A 15,866-nucleotide genomic window follows, 5' to 3' on the forward strand; every position below is an offset into this window, starting at 1 on the left:
GCCGCTGTTTCCGCGATTTTGTTGCCTCAATTCCCAGCCATGTGGCCAGCTTCTCGGCATAGGGATCGAGCTTGCTTGAGCTGACCCGCCTTGGATACTTGGGCTCGCTCTCTTCTGATCGCAGGTGCTTCTTCACTGTGTTGCGAGCCAGGCCTGTACGCCTTGAGATCTCGCGGATGGACATCTGATCTCGCAATGCCCAACGTCTGATGACATTCAATGTCGCCACGTCTATCACTCCTAATTTCCCTCCGCTTTTAAAACAAGCAGAGTAGTGCCTACGTGGGTCAGATTTGGATGGAAATTACTGCGCTAACTGGATCAGATTTCGATGAAATTCAACAGCTCCTGGGAAGAACTGATTCGAGCCCGGCTCTCAGCCTCCTCTTCAGCCGATTTCCGCCAGACGCAAAAAAGCCGCCCGAAGGCGGCTTTTTATACTTGGCGGAAACGGAGGGATTCGAACCCTCGATGAGGCTCTACACCCCATACTCCCTTAGCAGGGGAGCACCTTCGGCCACTCGGTCACGTTTCCAATAAATCGATTATCTCACGACTTGCGGGCCAATTTCAGACGGTTGGCTGGTCCAGGTCAAAAGCCTTGTGCAGGGCGCGCACGGCCAGCTCCATGTACTTTTCGTCGATGACGACGGAGGTCTTGATTTCGCTGGTGGAGATCATCTGGATGTTGATGCCCTCTTCACTCAGCACGCGGAACATCTTGCTGGCGATGCCCACGTGGCTGCGCATACCGATGCCGACGATGCTGACCTTGCAGATCTTGGCGTCGCCGGTGACTTCCTGCGCGCCCAGCTTGGGCAGAACCTGGGTTTTGAGCAGGTCGACGGCTTTGGAGTAGTCGTTGCGGTGGACGGTGAAGCTGAAGTCGGTTTTGCCGTCTTTGCTGATGTTCTGGATGATCACATCGACTTCGATGTTGGCGTCGGCCACGGCGCCCAGGATCTGGTACGCAATGCCGGGGGTGTCGGGCACGCCGAGCACGGAGATTTTGGCTTCATCGCGGTTGAAAGCGATGCCCGATACGATGGCTTGTTCCATGTTTTCGTCTTCCTCAAAGCTGATCAAAGTGCCTGACTTGGCTTCTTCGTTGATATCGATGTCCCATTCGGTGAAGCTGGACAGCACGCGCAGCGGCACCTTGTATTTGCCGGCAAATTCCACTGAGCGGATCTGCAGCACCTTGGAGCCCATGGAGGCCATCTCCAGCATCTCTTCAAAGCTCACGGTGTGCAGGCGCCGCGCCTCGGGCACCACGCGCGGGTCGGTGGTGTAGACGCCGTCGACGTCGGTGTAAATCAGGCACTCGTGCGCCTTGAGCGCGGCTGCAACCGCCACAGCCGAGGTGTCGGAGCCGCCCCGGCCCAGCGTGGTGACGTTGCCGCCATCGTCCACACCCTGAAAGCCGGTAATGATGACAACCTTGCCGGCGCTCAGGTCTGCGCGCACGCGCTCGTCGTCGATGGACTCGATGCGGGCCTTGGTGTAGGCATTGTTGGTCTTGATGGTGACTTGCCAGCCGGCGTAGCTCACGGCTTGCATGCCTTCGGCTTGCAGGGCAATGGCCAGCAGCGCACTGGAGGCCTGCTCGCCGGTGGCGGCCAGGGCGTCGAGCTCACGGCTGTAGGCGTCGCCGGGTTTGGTGGGCGCCAGCTCTTTGGCCAGGCCCAGGAGGCGGTTGGTTTCGCCACTCATGGCGCTGGGGACGACGACCATCTGGTGGCCGGCCCGCGCCCATTTGGCCACGCGTTTGGCCACGTTGCGGATGCGCTCTGTGGAGCCCATCGACGTGCCGCCGTATTTATGAACGATCAATGCCATTGCAGGGTGTCAATCAGGAAGTTGTTGCGGATTTCTTGCGGGCGCTTTTAGCGATCTAGCGGCAAAAAACCGCGCTGTTCGCGCTGTTTGAGGGGCTTTTAACGACCCTTCTGCGCCAGCAAAGCCTTCAATTATACCTAGGACTACTACCTAGTTAGCCCGTCTTATCTGCCGCCGCGGTGTACTGCAGCACCGCGCCGGCCCGCGTGACGTGCCCCGTCGCCACCTTGAGGTGGATCTGGTGGCCGCGCGTGGTGCAGGCGGCAATTTGCGAGAGCAATTGCTCCAGCTGCGCGGCGCTGGGCGTGGCCTGCTGTTGCAGCAGCCAGTGGCGCAGCACATTGGCCTGGCGCGGCTGCGACAGCGCCTGCAGCGCCTTGATAACCGGCGGTGAGCCAACGGCCGCAAGGTCTTGCTGCGCGACTTCCAGCAGCAGCGCCTGGCCCTGGGCCGCATGCCGCGCGCTGCGGGCAAAGGTTTCGCGAAACTGCGGAAAGGCTTCTTCGAGCGTGGGCAGCAGCCGCGCGCGGATGCGATTGCGGGTGAACTGCTCGTCGGTGTTGGTCGGGTCTTCCACCCAAGTAATGCCGCGCTCCACCAGCCAGGCGCGCAGCTGTGCCCCCGGCACCGCCAGCAAGGGGCGGTGATAGGTGATGCCGTCGCGCTCCCAGCGCTGCGGCATGGCGGCCAGGCCCGGCAAGCCCGCACCGCGCGAAAGCGCCAGCAAAATGGTCTCAATCTGGTCGTCAGCGTGCTGGGCAATCGCTATATCTTTGATAGCGGCTTGCGCTCCTCCCGTCTGGGCTGCAGCCCGAAAAGCCTTGTAGCGCGCCTTGCGGGCCGCGTCTTCGGGACTTTCGCCGGTGGCATTACGGGCGTCTACACGCTGAATCGTCAACGGCACGTTGAGTTGCGCGCACAAAGCAACGCAGTGCCGCTCAAAGCCGTCGGCCGCTGCCTGCAAGCCGTGGTGCACGTGAATCGCATGCACCTGCCCCGGCCACTTCTCGGCGCAGGCGACCAGCAAGGCGACCGAGTCGGCGCCGCCGCTGAGTGCAACGGCCAGTGGCAGGCCCGGAGAGAAGGAATTCAGCGCGTCCGGCAGGCCTTGTGCGAATGCTGCGCCCTTATGCGCCACGGTGGCCTACTTTGAAATCATTGCGGCCGGTTTTGTCTTCCCCGCGCAGCAGCCACAGCGGCCGCGTCGCAAAACTGACGGCCACGCCGGTCTTGCCGTCGGCCGGCCGCAGGTCGCGGTCAAACAGCGAGGTGCCCGGCATGTAGCGCAACGCCACGCCGGTGCGGCGGATGCCCGAGGTGTTGGCTTTGGCGCCATGAATCATGTAGATGTCGTGCAACGACATCTGCCCGGGCTGCAGCTCCAGGTCGACGGCTTCGTTCTCGTCAAAGCTGCCGTCGGCCATGCGCTGGTTCAGCGTCAGGTCGGTGCGGTCTTCGTGCAGGTGGGGATGAAGTTTTTTGCCCGCGTGCGAGCCAGGGATCACGCGCAGGCAGCCGTTCTCGCGCGTGCTCGGCTCCAGCGCCACCCACACAGTGCAGTTGGCCAAGGGGCGAATGGGCCAGTAGTGGCCGTCCTGGTGCCAGGGCGTTTCAAAACCTTCGCTGGCAGGTTTGCAGAACACGTGGCAGCCCCAGAGGATGACATCGGGGCCTATGGCCTGGGCCACCAGGTCGATGATGTCCGGGTTCATGGCCAGGTCGAAGAAATCTCGGCTGCCGCGCACGCCTTCGTCGTTCTGGCCTTCGATATGGGCGCTGACGAGTTTTTCAGGCCGCACGCCGGGGTTGTTGCGGATCAGGGTATTGAGGGCGTCCTGCATGCGCCGCACCCAGGCATCGTCAAGCCGGAACTGCGGGACCACATAGCCCTGCTCCCGGTAGTGCCTGACTTCCTGGTCGGACAGGCTGGCCATGATGTGCTGAGCCCGGCCTTTTCGCGGGCTTATTTGCCGGCGTCGGCCTTGGTGTCGGTGAAGCGGCCGTAGCTTTGCAGGCGCTCGTAGCGGCGGTCCAGCAGTTCCTTGACCTTCAGGTCGCTGACCTGGCGGAAGGCGTCATTGAGGGCGCGCTTGAGGAAGGCGGCCATCTGCTTGTGGTCGCGGTGGGCGCCGCCCACGGGTTCATTCACGATCTTGTCGATCACGCCCAGGGCCTTGAGCCGGTGGGCGGTGATGCCCAGGGCTTCGGCGGCTTCCTGCGCCTTGTCGGAGGTCTTCCACAAGATGGAGGCGCAGCCTTCGGGGCTGATGACGGAGTAGATCGAATACTGCAGCATCACGACCTGGTCGGCCACCGAAATGGCCAGCGCGCCGCCGGAGCCGCCCTCGCCGATGATGGTGGTGATGATGGGTACTTCGAGCTGCGCCATCTCGAAAATATTGCGGCCGATGGCCTCGGACTGGCCGCGCTCTTCAGCGTCGATGCCGGGGTAGGCGCCGGGGGTGTCGACAAAGGTGAACACCGGCAGCTTGAACTTCTCGGCGGTTTTCATCAGGCGCAGGGCCTTGCGGTAGCCCTCGGGCTTGCTCATGCCGAAATTGCGCAGGCCGCGCTCTTTGGTGTCGCGGCCCTTCTGGTGGCCCAGCACCATGCAGGCGGTGCCGTTAAAGCGGGCCAGGCCGCCCACGATGGACAAGTCGTCGGCAAAGTGCCGGTCGCCATGCAGTTCGACGAAATCGGTGAAGATTTCGTTGACGTAGTCCAGGGTGTAGGGACGCTCTGCGTGGCGGGCGATCTTGGTGATCTGCCAGGGCGTCAGGTCGCTGTAAATGTCTTTGGTGAGCTGCTGGCTCTTTTTGGCCAGCTGGTCGATTTCTTCAGAGATATCAACGGCCGACTCGGTCTGTACGTAGCGCAGTTCTTCAATTTTTCCTTCAAGCTCCGCGATCGGTTGCTCGAAATCGAGGAAGGTCTTCTTCGCCATGTGCTGCTCCTCAGGGCTTCTTCAAAAACGTCAATTCTGCTCGGCGCCCAAAACGGGTAGTGGGTCCAGCGAGCGCCAAATATACCAAGTTGCGACACTGCAGTACGGCGCCCAGGCGGCGGCCACCTCGCGAGCGTCGCTCCGGCTGACGGATTCACCGGAAAAATAGTTCTGGCTGATGCCGCTGATCAGGCCGACATCGTCCAGCGGCAAGACATTGGGCCGCATCAGATAGAAGATCAAAAACATCTCGGCCGTCCACCGGCCTATGCCGCGGATGGCGACCAGCTCGGCAATGATGTCCTCATCGTCCATCGCCGCCCAGTCCTTGACGTGCACGGTGCCGGCATCGAAGTGGATGGCCAGGTCGACGAGGTACTCGACCTTGCGGGCGCTCAGGCCGGCGGCGCGCATGTCGTCGACCTTGAGCCTGAGCACATTGGCCGGGGTGACCTTTTTGGGCAGGGCCGAGAACTTCGCCCAGACGCTTTGTGCGGCCTTCACCGAAATCTGCTGGCCAACAATGCTGCGCGCCAGGGTGCTGAAAGCATCGCCGCGCGCCTGCAGGCAGGCATCGCCGAACTGGGGGATCAGGCGCTTCATCACCCGGTCTTTTTTGACGAGATGCTTGCAGGCCTCGGCCCAGTACTCGGGCACCGTGGTGGCGGGCTCGGGAACGTCGGCCAGCTCAACGCTGGCGGGGCCGCTTTTTACTATCTTTTTCATAGCGACTTACGCTTGTCCTGCATGGCCCGGCAGCCGAAGTGACTGAAGAAAATCACGACTGAGCCTCCCAGGTCGTGCCTGCGGGCGAGTCTTTGAGCACAATGCCCTTGGCCAGCAAGTCCTGGCGGATGCGGTCGGCTTCAGCGAAGTTTTTGGCGGCTTTGGCGGCGGCGCGCTGAGCAATCTGCTCCTGGATGCTGCTCTCGTCAAGGCCGGCGCCGGCCTGAAGGTAAGCGCCAGGATCGCCCTGCAGCAAGCCCAGGCAGCCGCCCAGGGCTTTGAGCAGTCCGGCCAATTCGGCAGACCGGGTCTTGTTGACTTCACCCGCCAGCTCGAACAGCACGGCCACCGCTTCGGGCGTACCGAAGTCCTCGTCCATCGCGGCCTTGAAGCGAGCAGCGAAGGGGTTGGCCCAGTCGATGGCCACCGTGCCGGGCATTACTCCGATCAAGCCGGCCAGCGCGGTATAGAGGCGCTTGAGCGAATTGCGGGCGTCGTCCAGGTGGGCGTCACTGTAGTTCAGGGCGCTACGGTAGTGCGCGCGAACGATGAAGAAGCGGATGGTTTCCGCGTCGTACTTGGCCAGCACTTCCCGGATGGTGAAGAAGTTGCCCAGGGACTTGGACATTTTTTCGTTGTCCACCCGCACAAAACCGTTGTGCACCCAGAAATTGGCCAGCGGCTTGCCGTTGGCGCCTTCGCTCTGGGCGATCTCGTTTTCGTGGTGTGGAAACTGCAGGTCGGCGCCGCCGCCATGGATGTCGAAGGTCTCGCCCAGCGTCTGGCAGCTCATGGCCGAGCATTCAATGTGCCAGCCCGGCCGGCCGGGGCCGTAGCTGCTGTCCCACTTGGCGTCGTCGGGTTCGGTGGGTTTGGCGCTCTTCCAGAGCACGAAGTCCAGCGGGTCGTCTTTGCCGTCCAGCACTGCCACGCGCTCGCCGGCGCGCAGCTCGTCCAGGGACTTGCCCGAGAGCTTGCCGTAGCCGGGGAACTTGCGGACCGCGTAATTCACGTCGCCGGTCGAGCCCTTGTAGGCCAGCCCTTTGGCTTGCAGGGTGGCGATCATGCCAAGCATCTGCGGCACGTATTCGGTGGCGCGCGGCTCCAGCGATGGCGGCTCAATGCCCAGCGCGCCTATGTCCTGGTGCATGGCCAGGATCATCTCGTCCGTCAGGGCGCGGATGGTGATGCCGCGCTCGACTGCCCGCTTGATGATCTTGTCGTCGATGTCGGTGATGTTGCGCACGTAGGTCACGCGCAGGCCGCTGGCCTTAAGCCAGCGCTGGACGACGTCGAAGGCCATCATCATGCGCGCATGGCCGATGTGGCACAGGTCGTAAATCGTCATTCCGCACACATACATGCGAACGTGGCCGGGTTCCAGGGGGGAAAATTCTTCCACGGCACGCGACAGCGTGTTGTAAATGCGAAGGCTCATGAAAATTGTGGTCGCGGTACCCGGCGTCGGCCGGCGCCCGGCAGTCAGCCGGGCTGGGGTAACAGGAAAGCAGGCAAGAAGGAAGGTTATCTCACGGACGCCGCGGGCGGGCAAGGGCCATTCGGCGTACGCGCAAAACGTGGCGTAAAAACGAAAACTACGGGGTCCGGGCGGTCGTGAACTATACCCCCTCAGCTACAATCAGACAGTATATCCAGCCCGTCAGGCGGCGTCCGTGCGGCCTTTACGCCCCTGAAAAACCGGCTGTTTATAGGGAATATCCGCCCAAAAGCCGTTAAACGGCCCTCAAGGGTTTTAAAACAATAGCGAGAGTTCTTATGCCGACGCCAAACTTCTTTACCCGCAAACCCCTGGCCTCCGCCCTGCGCATGCTGATCGTGGCGGCCACCCTGTCGGTGTCCGCGGCGCATGCCGACGACTACACCGACGTCAGCCGCCTGATGCGCGCCGGCCAGTTTGCCGAAGCGATGACCAAGGTCGACCAATACCTCGTCACCAAGCCCCGCGACCCCCAGATGCGTTTTTTCAAGGGCGTGATCCAGACCGAAACCGGCAAGACCAACGACGCGATCGCCACCTTCACCAAGATCACCGAAGACTACCCCGAGCTGCCTGAGCCCTACAACAACATGGCCGTGCTCTACGCCGGCCAGAGCCAGTTCGACAAGGCCCGCGCCGCGCTTGAAATGGCCATCCGCACCAACCCCAGCTACGCCACCGCGCATGAGAACCTCGGCGACGTCTATGCCCGCCTGGCCAGCCAGGCCTACAGCAAGGCGCTGCAACTGGACGGCGGCAACGCAGCCGTGCCGCCCAAGCTGGCCCTGATCCGCAACCTCTTCTCCGCCGACCCCAAATCCCAGGCCCCCCAGGCGCAGGCCCAACCCCAGGCAGCCGCCAAGCCCGCCGCCGGCGCCCAGGCCTCCGGCCAGGTCACGGCAGCCGCACCGGCCCCTGCCCCCGCGGCAGCCGCCAAACCGGCAACTGCTACCCCTGCCGCAGCCGCACCGGCCGCGGCACCCGCTGCACCGGCAGCCCCTGCCGCGGCCGCCGGCACCGACAAGGACGTTGAAACCGCCGTGCGCAACTGGGCGCAGGCATGGGCCAGCAAAGACATGGCCGGCTACCTAGGCAGCTACGGCCAGAATTTCGATCCGCCCGGCAAACAGGCCCGCAAGGCCTGGGAAGAAGACCGCCGCGCGCGCATCGTCGGCAAGAACAGCATCAGCGTGAAGCTCTCCAACATGAGCGTGTCGGTGCAGGGCGCCAAGGCCGTCGCCAAGTTCAAGCAGGACTACAGCGCCGACTCGCTCAATATCTCGAGCCGCAAAACGCTGGAGCTCGCCAAGGTGGGTGATCGCTGGGTCATCGTCAAGGAATCCACCGGCGGTTGACCGCCGGCGGCCAACCTGACCCCAGTGCTCCGTTCAGCCTGTCTTTGTTTGTCGTTGCCGGCCGGCAACTTTCCGTGGAAGCCCGCATGAAGAAGGCGGTAACAGCTCTCTGTTTTATGGCGCCTTGCCTGGCGATGGCCTTGTTGCCTGCGCGCGCTGAAAGCCGCTCCCGCTCGGCAACCGCAGAAGCCTCAGCCCGCCATACGGCGCCAGCACGCCCCGCGGCCCGCGAAACACGCGACGGCGAAGCCGAAGCCCGCCTGATCGATATCTACAAGCTGATAGGCCAGACCAAACCGCGTGAGGCCCTGCACAAAGCCGAAAGCCTGGTCAAGGACCACCCCAACTTCCAGCTGGCGCAGCTGGTGTACGGCGACCTGCTCTCGGGCTTTGCACGCCCCGTGCGCGCCATGGGCGACATACCTCCCGACACGGCCTCCAAAGCCGCCGCGGCGCCGCTGGCCGAGCTGCGGCAGGAATCTCTGCTGCGCCTGCGCGCGCTGCGCGAGCGCCCGGCGCCGGGCACCGTGCCCTCGCAGTTCCTGGCGCTGTCGCCGCGCAACAAGCACGCGATCGCCATCGACGCCTCACGCTCGCGCCTCTACTTGTTTGAAAACACCTCCACCGGCATCAAGCTGGTGGCCGATTACTATATCTCGGTCGGCAAGTCCGGCATTGAAAAATCCGTCGAAGGCGACCTGCGCACCCCGCTGGGCGTGTACTTCATCACCAGCAACCTGGACCCAAAATCGCTGCGCGACTTCTACGGCTCGGGTGCCCTGCCCATCAACTACCCCAACCAGCTTGACGTCAAGCGCGGCAAGACCGGCAGCGGCATCTGGCTGCACGGCACGCCGCCGGCGCAGTTTTCGCGCGCGCCGCTGTCCACCGACGGCTGCGTGGTGCTGGCCAACCCCGACCTGGAGCGCATCATCCGCACGGTCGAGGTGCGCAGCACGCCCGTCGTCATTGCGCACAGCCTGAAGTGGGTGGCGCCGCAGTCGCTGGCGGCTGACAGCAAGTCGTTTGAGGACGTGCTGCAAAGCTGGCACAGCGCCAAGTCCAGCGGCGACATGGCCAAACTCACCGCCTGGTACACACCCGACTTCACCAGCTACGGCAAGACCCTTGCCGAATGGACGCCGGCCCTGCAGACCGAGCTCAAGCAGCTGGGCGGGCGCGACATCCAGCTCAAGGATGTGTCTTACCTGCGCTGGACCGACAGCACCGACACGATGGTGGTAACCTTTGGCGAGCTGGTCAAAGGCGCCAAGACCGGCCGCACCAAACGCCAGTACTGGGTCCGTCAGGGCAGCCAGTGGAAAATATTCTTCGAAGGAACCATTTGATGATGGCAGTTCACAAGACGCTGGCCGTGTTCACGGCACCGTCTACCGCATCCAAGGCATTTCAACCCCTGCGCCGCGCCGCATTCGCGATGGCCGCCGCCGCAAGTTTCGCCCTTCTGGCCGGCCCGGCGCTTGCGCAGACACCAGCCGCGCCCAAGGTGAAGTTCGTCACCAGCGAAGGCGACTTTGTCGTCGAGGTCTACCCCGACAAAGCCCCCAAGACCGTCGAGAACTTCCTGCAGTACGTTAAAGACAAACACTACGACGGTACGATTTTTCACCGCGTGATCAGCAACTTCATGGTGCAGGGCGGCGGCTACGACGCCACCTACGCCGAGAAGAAAACCCGCCCACCCGTCGCCCATGAAGGCCGCGAGGCACTCGCCAAGGGCGGCCCCAAAAACGTGGTCGGTACCCTGGCCATGGCGCGCACCAACGACCCCAATTCCGCCTCGTCGCAGTTCTTCATCAACGTGAAGGACAACGACTTCCTGAACCCGACCATCATTCCGCCCGGCGACCCGGTGCCCAAATTTGAATACCAGGGCCGTGTGTATGAAAACACGCCGCGCGCCCAGCTCGTCAACGCGCCCCAGCTCTACGGCTACACCGTCTTCGGCAAGGTCGTGAGCGGTATGGAAGTGGTCAACAAGATCAAATCGGTGCCCACCGGTGCGGGCGGCCCCTTCCCGACGGACGTTCCCAAGACGCCCGTCCTCATCAAATCGGCCACCCTGGTCAATTAATTCACCCATCCCTACAGGACACCATCATGAGCAACCCGAAAGTCGAACTGCACATCGCCGAATACGGCGTCATCACCCTGGAGCTCGACGCAGCCAAAGCGCCCAAGACCGTCGCCAACTTCCTGAGCTACGTCAACAAGGGCCACTACGCCAACACCGTGTTTCACCGCGTGATCCCCGGCTTCATGGTGCAGGGCGGCGGCTTTGAACCCGGCATGAAACAAAAGCCCACCGACGGCGAGATCGAGAACGAAGCCGCCAACGGCCTCAAAAACGACAACTACACCGTGGCCATGGCGCGCACCAACGCACCGCACTCGGCCAGCTCGCAGTTCTTCATCAACGTGGCCGACAACGGCTTTCTGAACCACACCGCGCCCAGCGGCTCGGGCTGGGGCTATGCCGTGTTCGGCAAGGTCATCGCCGGCACCGATGTGGTCGACAAGATCAAGGCCGTGAAGACGGGCCGCAAGGGCTTTCACGACGACGTGCCGATGGAAGACGTGATCATCCAGAAAGCCGTTGCGCTGGCCTGAAGCCGCCGGTGAGCACCCTGGAGGCCGTACCCCAGATCGCGGAGCTTTTGGCGCCGCCGTCCTGGCGTACGGTCGATTTCATTTCGGACCTGCATTTGCAGGCCTCGGAGCCGGCCACCTTCACGGCCTGGCAGCACTACCTTGAATCCACACCCGCCGACGCGGTCTTCATCCTGGGCGACCTGTTTGAAGTCTGGGTGGGCGACGACGCCATCGGCGAAGACCTGCACGCACCGGCCGCCGGTTTTGACGCGCGCTGCGCGCAGGTGATGGGCGAGGCCGCCGGCCGGCTGGCCCTCTTTTTCATGCACGGCAACCGCGACTTTCTGGTCGGTCAGGGCCTGATGGACCTGTGCAACGCCACCTTGCTGCAAGACCCGACCGTGCTGGTGTTTCCGGCCGGCACCACGCGGCGCTGGCTGCTGTCGCACGGCGACGCCCTGTGCCTGGGCGACACCGACTACATGCAGTTTCGCAGCCAGGTGCGCACCGATGAATGGCAGCGCGCTTTCCTCGCCCGGCCGCTGGCCGAGCGACAGGCCATCGCACGCGGGCTGCGTGAGCAAAGCGAAGCACGCAAGAAGTCGGGCGTGCAGTACGCCGACGTCGACACCGAAGCCGCCCGCCAGTGGCTGCAGGCCGCCGGCTCGCACACGCTGATCCACGGCCATACGCACAAGCCGGCGGTGCACGACCTGGGCGGCGGCTACTCGCGTGTGGTGCTCAGCGACTGGGACCTGGCGGCGCCGGCGCCACGCGCCGAGGTGCTGCGCCTGACCGCCGCCGGGCTGCAGCGTATTGCGCTGGGCTGAGTCCGCCTGGTTTGGGATGATTTGGGTTTTGGTCTTTTTTTCCCTTTTTCGTTTTTTGCTTTGCCTGCGTCCCTTTTGCTTTTATCCTTCAGCCCCAACTCCGCTGATCTCCTTCTGATTTTTTTCTGATCTCTTTCTGATCTTTTCCTTTCTTTCTGATCAAGACCAATACCCATGCTGAACTGGTTACGAACGCTGGCAGGCGGCAACAAGGCCCCCACCAAAACCATTCCGGACACGCTGTGGATGGACACGCTCCTGCAGTTCCCCTTTCTGGCCCGCCGCCCGGTGGCCGAGCTGCAGGAGCTGCACACGCTGGCCGGCAAGTTTCTCAAGCAAAAAGAATTTACCGGCGCGCGCGGCCTGAAGGTCACCGACCAGATGGCCGTCGCCATTGCCGCGCAGGCCTGCCTGCCAGTGCTGCACCTGGGCCTGCGCTGGTATGACGACTTCAAGGGCATCGTGGTGCACCCGGGCGCGATGCTCGCGCGCCGCGAGGTCACCGACCAGGCGGGCGTGGTGCACCGCTACAACGAAGAGCTGCTGGGCGAGGCCATGGAGGGCGGCCCCGTCACCCTGAGCTGGCAGGACGTGGCCGATGCCGGCAACACGGCCGAGCAGGGTCACAACGTGGTGATTCACGAGTTCGTCCACAAGATGGACATGCGCGACGGCGCGGCCGACGGCTGCCCGCCCCTGCCCTCACGCGGCGCCCATGCCTCCTGGCATTCGGTGATGCAGCCGGCCTTTGACGAGTTTTGCGAGAAGGTCGCGATGGCCAAGCGCTTTGGCGCCGCGGCGCCCTGGCTGGACGACTACGCCGCCACCTCCCCGGCCGAATTCTTCGCCGTGACCAGCGAGGCCTACTTCGTCAACCGCGAGCGCTTCACGCTGGACTTCGCGCCTTTGACGGTGCTGTTCGACAAATTCTTTATTCCGGCCAAATAGGCGAAATTTCTGCGTTCCGGGGGATTTTTACAAGCCAAATCCCCCGCCAGACCAGAAGGGACAGGCGTAAGCAGCTCCTGAATTCATAGCGAACCGCTGAACGGTGCCTCGCTGAGTTGGGAGCTTTTTTTCCCTTTTTCCGGCCTTCTTAACCCCATCCCCCGGGCCGTGTCGTTTCAACCAGCTCCACCCCTTTTCTGGAGCTTCCATGAAACGCCAACGCCCTCCTCGTTCGTCCTTTCCCTCATTTCGCGCGGTCCTCACCCCGCTGGTTCTGCTGGCCGCGTCTACGCTGGCTTTGCAGGCCCAGGCTGTCGGCCGCCTCGCCGACGTGACCGTCATCGACCGCAGCACCGGCGCCACGCTGCCGCTCTACTACCACCGCGGTGAATACTGGGTGGCCGGCCAATACGGCGCCAAATACGCGATCTCGGTGCGCAACAAGCTTGGCGAGCGCGTGCTGGCCGTGACCGCTGTGGACGGCGTCAATGTGCTGAACGGTGAGACCGCCGCCTGGGACCAGACCGGTTATGTGTTTTCGCCCTGGCAGCAGTACCAGGTCACCGGCTGGCGCAAAAGCAGCAGCGAAGTCGCCGCATTTGAGTTTTCCGCGCTGGGGGACTCTTACGCCGGCCGCACCGGCAGGCCCGGCAATGTCGGCGTGATTGGCGTGGCGCTCTTCCGGGAACGGCTGCCGGAGCCGGTCGCGCAGGCAGCGCCCGCCGGCCCGGCCCGTGCGGAACGTGCAGAACGCGAAGCCGACGCACCCGCCAACCTCAAAAGCGCCCCACAAAGCGGCGCCGGCAGATCGGCCCTGGCCGACCAGAGCAGCAGCGCGGCAGAAGCCTCCGCCGGGCTGGAAGGCATGGCCAGAAGGGCGCCCTCCCCACCATCCGCCGCCCTGCCCGCCCCCAAGCTGGGCACCGGCCACGGCGCCCGCGAAACCTCAGTGATCTCGCACACCTCGTTTGCCCGCCTGCAATCACAGCCCAACGAGGTCATCCGCATCCGCTATGACAGCCGGGAGAACCTGGTTGCGAGTGGCGTGATTCGGGAACCGGTTGCGCACAATCCTGTTCCGGATCCGTTCCCGCAATCAGGCAATGCCTCCTATGTGCCCGATCCTCCTCTGCGCCGCTACTGACAAGGCAGCGCTGCTGCGCCGTGATAATGTGGCGCATGCCGAGTGCCACTCCCGATCCCGCAGCCGAAGACAGCGACGAATCGCTGATGCTGCGCTTTGCGGGCGGCGACATCAGCGCCTTCGACGCGCTGTATGCGCGCCACGAGCTGGGGGTGTGGCGCTATGTGTTTCGCAGCGTGCGCGTGCAGGCCGTGGCCGATGACCTGCTGCAGGACGTGTGGTTTGCGGTAGCGCGCAGCGCGCCCACCTATACCGTGTCGGCGCGCTTCAAGACCTGGCTGTTCACCATGGCGCACAACCGGGTGGTCGACCACTTCCGCACGGCTAAGCAGCATGTGAGCATCGATGCCCAGGGGGATGATGACGAAGGCTCCAGCCTGGGCGACACGCTGGCGGCCGATTCGGGCTTTGGTCCGGTGCGCCGGCTGGAGTCCAGCGAGCAAGCGGCGGCGCTGATTGCCGCGGTGGAGCGGCTGCCGCTGGAGCAGCGCGAAGCCTTTTTGCTGCAGGCCGAGGCGGGCCTGAGTGTGGAAGGCATCGCCGAGGCCACCGGCGTGAGTTTTGAGACCGCCAAGAGCCGCCTGCGCTACGCACGAAACAGCCTGCGCCAGCAGCTACAGGAGTTTGCATGACAGAGCCAGACCGCAGCCCCCCGGGCGACGAGCTGACAGCGCGCTACCGCGAGGCCAGCGCCCAGGACACACGCCGCCCCGGCGCGCATGTGCGGGACGCTGTGCGCGCGCATGCGGAGATGGTGATCGCGGCCGGCAAGGCGCAGACTGCCAACGCAGCCGCTGCTACGCCCACACAAACGCCCGCCGCCAACCAGTCGCGCTGGAAGATCTCGGCCCTGGCCAGCGTGGCGCTGGTGGGCCTGACGGGCTTGCTGGTGCTGCAACTGGACCGCGGCAGCGATGAGGAAAAAGACCTGGCGTTTGGCCAGCCCAGCGCGAGTGCGCCGCCTGCTGCGGCTGTTCCGGCGCCGGCACCTGCGCCTGCAGCCGCTCCGGCAAACACCGCGCCCCAAACAACGCAATCTGAAGCCAGGGCCAAGGCGGCGCCCGCCGAAAGCTCAGCGGCTGCGGCCTTGAAAGCGCCGGCAAAACCTGCCGCCGAAAAACCTGCGCCCCAGCCAGCCCCCCAGCCGGTTCCCTTGCCAGGCCTCGCCAAGGATGCAGCAAAGTCCGCCGCCAAGGCCGAAGCGGAAACCACGCAAGCATTTGGCGGCGTGGCGCCGCCGGTGGTGGCGTCACCGCCTGCTGCTGCGCCCTCTCCAGCCGCTGCGCCCGCAGCTCCCCCCGCACCTCCCGCCGCCATTGCACAAGACAGCGCGGGATTTGGACGCTCACGCCAAGCTGATGCGGCAGCAGGCTCTTCAGCCGTAGTCCCTGCACCGCAAGCCGATGAGCTCGTATCGCGCTCGGCGCCCGCCGCTGCACCTGTTGCCCCTTCCACCCCTTCTACCCCTGCCGCCATGTCTGCTCCACGGCCAGCAGTCGCTCCGGCGCTTGGACCGGCTCCCGCCGTAGTAGCCGCCGCTCCGCCAGCCCCTGCGGCTGCGGCACCCGCCGCGGCAGCACCCGCCGCGGCAGCACCCGCAGCCGCAGAACAGCGGCAGGAAAAATCCGCCGCCCCCGCGCGCTCCCTGCGCGCCGAAGCCACCGGTTCACTGGCGCTGGCCGGCGCGCTGCAGCAAGCCGCCCGCGCTGGCAACTTGCAGCAACTGGATCGCCTGCTTCAGCAAGGCGCCCCGGTCAACGCGGCCGACTCAGCCGGGCGCACGCCTTTGGTCCTGGCCGTCATGCAGGGGCACACGGCCGTGGTTCAGCGCCTGCTGGCGGCGGGCGCCAACACGGCGTTGATCGACAAGGATGGCTTGAATGCGCTGCAGCATGCGCGGCGCCTGGGCTTTGATGGAATCGCCCATCTGATTGAAGCAGCCCGCTGAGCAAAAGCGGCGGCCCGAACG

The 15,866-nt window shown here is 64.3% G+C and carries 15 protein-coding genes, 1 tRNA gene and 1 pseudogene; 9 read left to right on the forward strand and 8 right to left on the reverse strand.

Going from position 1 to position 15,866, the window contains the following annotated elements; all coding sequences use genetic code 11:
* From BM408_RS17440 to cysS, 8 genes and pseudogenes are all read right to left on the reverse strand, one after another.
* Positions 1 to 238 (reverse strand): annotated as a pseudogene (locus BM408_RS17440) (IS21 family transposase); the annotation flags it as partial.
* Positions 239 to 442: 204 nt separating this feature from the next.
* Positions 443 to 535 (reverse strand) — tRNA-Ser (locus BM408_RS17445).
* Between the two features lie 35 nt (positions 536 to 570).
* Positions 571 to 1,839: an aspartate kinase gene (locus tag BM408_RS17450; RefSeq protein WP_092131426.1), complete on the reverse strand. Its 1,269-nt coding sequence runs from the start codon at positions 1,837 to 1,839 to the stop codon at positions 571 to 573.
* Positions 1,840 to 1,993: 154 nt separating this feature from the next.
* Positions 1,994 to 2,977 (reverse strand): tRNA lysidine(34) synthetase TilS, encoded by a 984-nt coding sequence (gene tilS, locus BM408_RS17455; protein ID WP_254774860.1) that lies wholly within the window; start codon positions 2,975 to 2,977, stop codon positions 1,994 to 1,996.
* Entirely contained in the window at positions 2,967 to 3,773 is an 807-nt protein-coding gene (locus BM408_RS17460) for a phytanoyl-CoA dioxygenase family protein (RefSeq protein ID WP_092131428.1), read from the reverse strand. The genes tilS and BM408_RS17460 overlap by 11 nt, the downstream gene beginning before the upstream one ends.
* 29 nt (positions 3,774 to 3,802) lie before the next feature.
* A complete protein-coding gene (locus tag BM408_RS17465; RefSeq protein ID WP_092131429.1) occupies positions 3,803 to 4,783 on the reverse strand; it encodes an acetyl-CoA carboxylase carboxyltransferase subunit alpha in 981 nt (326 codons plus the stop codon).
* Between the two features lie 30 nt (positions 4,784 to 4,813).
* Positions 4,814 to 5,509 (reverse strand): DNA-3-methyladenine glycosylase family protein, encoded by a 696-nt coding sequence (locus tag BM408_RS17470; RefSeq protein WP_254774861.1) that lies wholly within the window; start codon positions 5,507 to 5,509, stop codon positions 4,814 to 4,816.
* A gap of 52 nt (positions 5,510 to 5,561) precedes the next feature.
* The gene (gene cysS / locus BM408_RS17475; RefSeq protein ID WP_092131431.1) at positions 5,562 to 6,947 is read right to left on the reverse strand and encodes a cysteine--tRNA ligase; all 1,386 of its coding nucleotides are present in this window, start codon (positions 6,945 to 6,947) and stop codon (positions 5,562 to 5,564) included.
* A 338-nt stretch (positions 6,948 to 7,285) separates the two neighbouring features.
* On the opposite strand from cysS, the gene BM408_RS17480 reads away from it, so the two are divergent.
* The 9 genes from BM408_RS17480 (at position 7,286) to BM408_RS17520 (ending at position 15,845) form a co-directional block, all read left to right on the forward strand.
* Positions 7,286 to 8,362, forward strand: coding sequence for a L,D-transpeptidase Cds6 family protein (locus BM408_RS17480; protein ID WP_092131432.1), 1,077 nt, complete (start codon positions 7,286 to 7,288; stop codon positions 8,360 to 8,362).
* An 86-nt stretch (positions 8,363 to 8,448) separates the two neighbouring features.
* Positions 8,449 to 9,711, forward strand: coding sequence for a L,D-transpeptidase family protein (locus BM408_RS17485; RefSeq protein ID WP_092131704.1), 1,263 nt, complete (start codon positions 8,449 to 8,451; stop codon positions 9,709 to 9,711).
* 89 nt (positions 9,712 to 9,800) lie between these two features.
* Positions 9,801 to 10,457 carry a peptidylprolyl isomerase gene (locus tag BM408_RS17490; RefSeq protein ID WP_254774873.1) on the forward strand — a complete coding sequence of 219 codons (657 nt, stop codon included), beginning with the start codon at positions 9,801 to 9,803 and terminating at the stop codon, positions 10,455 to 10,457.
* A 26-nt stretch (positions 10,458 to 10,483) separates the two neighbouring features.
* Entirely contained in the window at positions 10,484 to 10,993 is a 510-nt protein-coding gene (locus BM408_RS17495; RefSeq protein WP_092131434.1) for a peptidylprolyl isomerase, read from the forward strand.
* 8 nt (positions 10,994 to 11,001) lie between these two features.
* Positions 11,002 to 11,805 carry a UDP-2,3-diacylglucosamine diphosphatase gene (locus tag BM408_RS17500; RefSeq protein ID WP_254774862.1) on the forward strand — a complete coding sequence of 268 codons (804 nt, stop codon included), beginning with the start codon at positions 11,002 to 11,004 and terminating at the stop codon, positions 11,803 to 11,805.
* A 174-nt stretch (positions 11,806 to 11,979) separates the two neighbouring features.
* Positions 11,980 to 12,753 (forward strand): M90 family metallopeptidase, encoded by a 774-nt coding sequence (locus tag BM408_RS17505; protein WP_092131435.1) that lies wholly within the window; start codon positions 11,980 to 11,982, stop codon positions 12,751 to 12,753.
* A gap of 208 nt (positions 12,754 to 12,961) precedes the next feature.
* Complete coding sequence (locus BM408_RS17510) at positions 12,962 to 13,897, forward strand: hypothetical protein (protein WP_254774863.1); 936 nt, start codon at positions 12,962 to 12,964, stop codon at positions 13,895 to 13,897.
* A 35-nt stretch (positions 13,898 to 13,932) separates the two neighbouring features.
* On the forward strand, positions 13,933 to 14,529 hold the full coding sequence (locus BM408_RS17515) for a sigma-70 family RNA polymerase sigma factor (protein ID WP_092131711.1): 597 nt from the start codon (positions 13,933 to 13,935) through the stop codon (positions 14,527 to 14,529).
* The gene (locus tag BM408_RS17520) at positions 14,526 to 15,845 is read left to right on the forward strand and encodes an ankyrin repeat domain-containing protein (protein WP_092131437.1); all 1,320 of its coding nucleotides are present in this window, start codon (positions 14,526 to 14,528) and stop codon (positions 15,843 to 15,845) included. The genes BM408_RS17515 and BM408_RS17520 overlap by 4 nt, the downstream gene beginning before the upstream one ends.
* The last annotated feature ends 21 nt before the right edge of the window (positions 15,846 to 15,866 follow it).

It is taken from the genome of Polaromonas sp. YR568 (genome assembly GCF_900116715.1).
Lineage (GTDB): Bacteria > Pseudomonadota > Gammaproteobacteria > Burkholderiales > Burkholderiaceae_C > Polaromonas.

Bases quoted from the DNA above. Each gene is read 5' to 3' on its own strand.
- BM408_RS17450 (WP_092131426.1), bottom strand. From the start codon at position 1,839: ATGGCATTGATCGTTCATAAATACGGCGGCACGTCGATGGGCTCCACA.
- BM408_RS17460 (WP_092131428.1), bottom strand. From the start codon at position 3,773: ATGGCCAGCCTGTCCGACCAGGAAGTCAGGCACTACCGGGAGCAGGGC.
- BM408_RS17465 (WP_092131429.1), bottom strand. From the start codon at position 4,783: ATGGCGAAGAAGACCTTCCTCGATTTCGAGCAACCGATCGCGGAGCTT.
- BM408_RS17470 (WP_254774861.1), bottom strand. From the start codon at position 5,509: ATGAAAAAGATAGTAAAAAGCGGCCCCGCCAGCGTTGAGCTGGCCGAC.
- cysS (WP_092131431.1), bottom strand. From the start codon at position 6,947: ATGAGCCTTCGCATTTACAACACGCTGTCGCGTGCCGTGGAAGAATTT.
- BM408_RS17480 (WP_092131432.1), top strand. From the start codon at position 7,286: ATGCCGACGCCAAACTTCTTTACCCGCAAACCCCTGGCCTCCGCCCTG.
- BM408_RS17485 (WP_092131704.1), top strand. From the start codon at position 8,449: ATGAAGAAGGCGGTAACAGCTCTCTGTTTTATGGCGCCTTGCCTGGCG.
- BM408_RS17490 (WP_254774873.1), top strand. From the start codon at position 9,801: ATGGCCGCCGCCGCAAGTTTCGCCCTTCTGGCCGGCCCGGCGCTTGCG.
- BM408_RS17495 (WP_092131434.1), top strand. From the start codon at position 10,484: ATGAGCAACCCGAAAGTCGAACTGCACATCGCCGAATACGGCGTCATC.
- BM408_RS17505 (WP_092131435.1), top strand. From the start codon at position 11,980: ATGCTGAACTGGTTACGAACGCTGGCAGGCGGCAACAAGGCCCCCACC.
- BM408_RS17510 (WP_254774863.1), top strand. From the start codon at position 12,962: ATGAAACGCCAACGCCCTCCTCGTTCGTCCTTTCCCTCATTTCGCGCG.
- BM408_RS17515 (WP_092131711.1), top strand. From the start codon at position 13,933: ATGCCGAGTGCCACTCCCGATCCCGCAGCCGAAGACAGCGACGAATCG.
- BM408_RS17520 (WP_092131437.1), top strand. From the start codon at position 14,526: ATGACAGAGCCAGACCGCAGCCCCCCGGGCGACGAGCTGACAGCGCGC.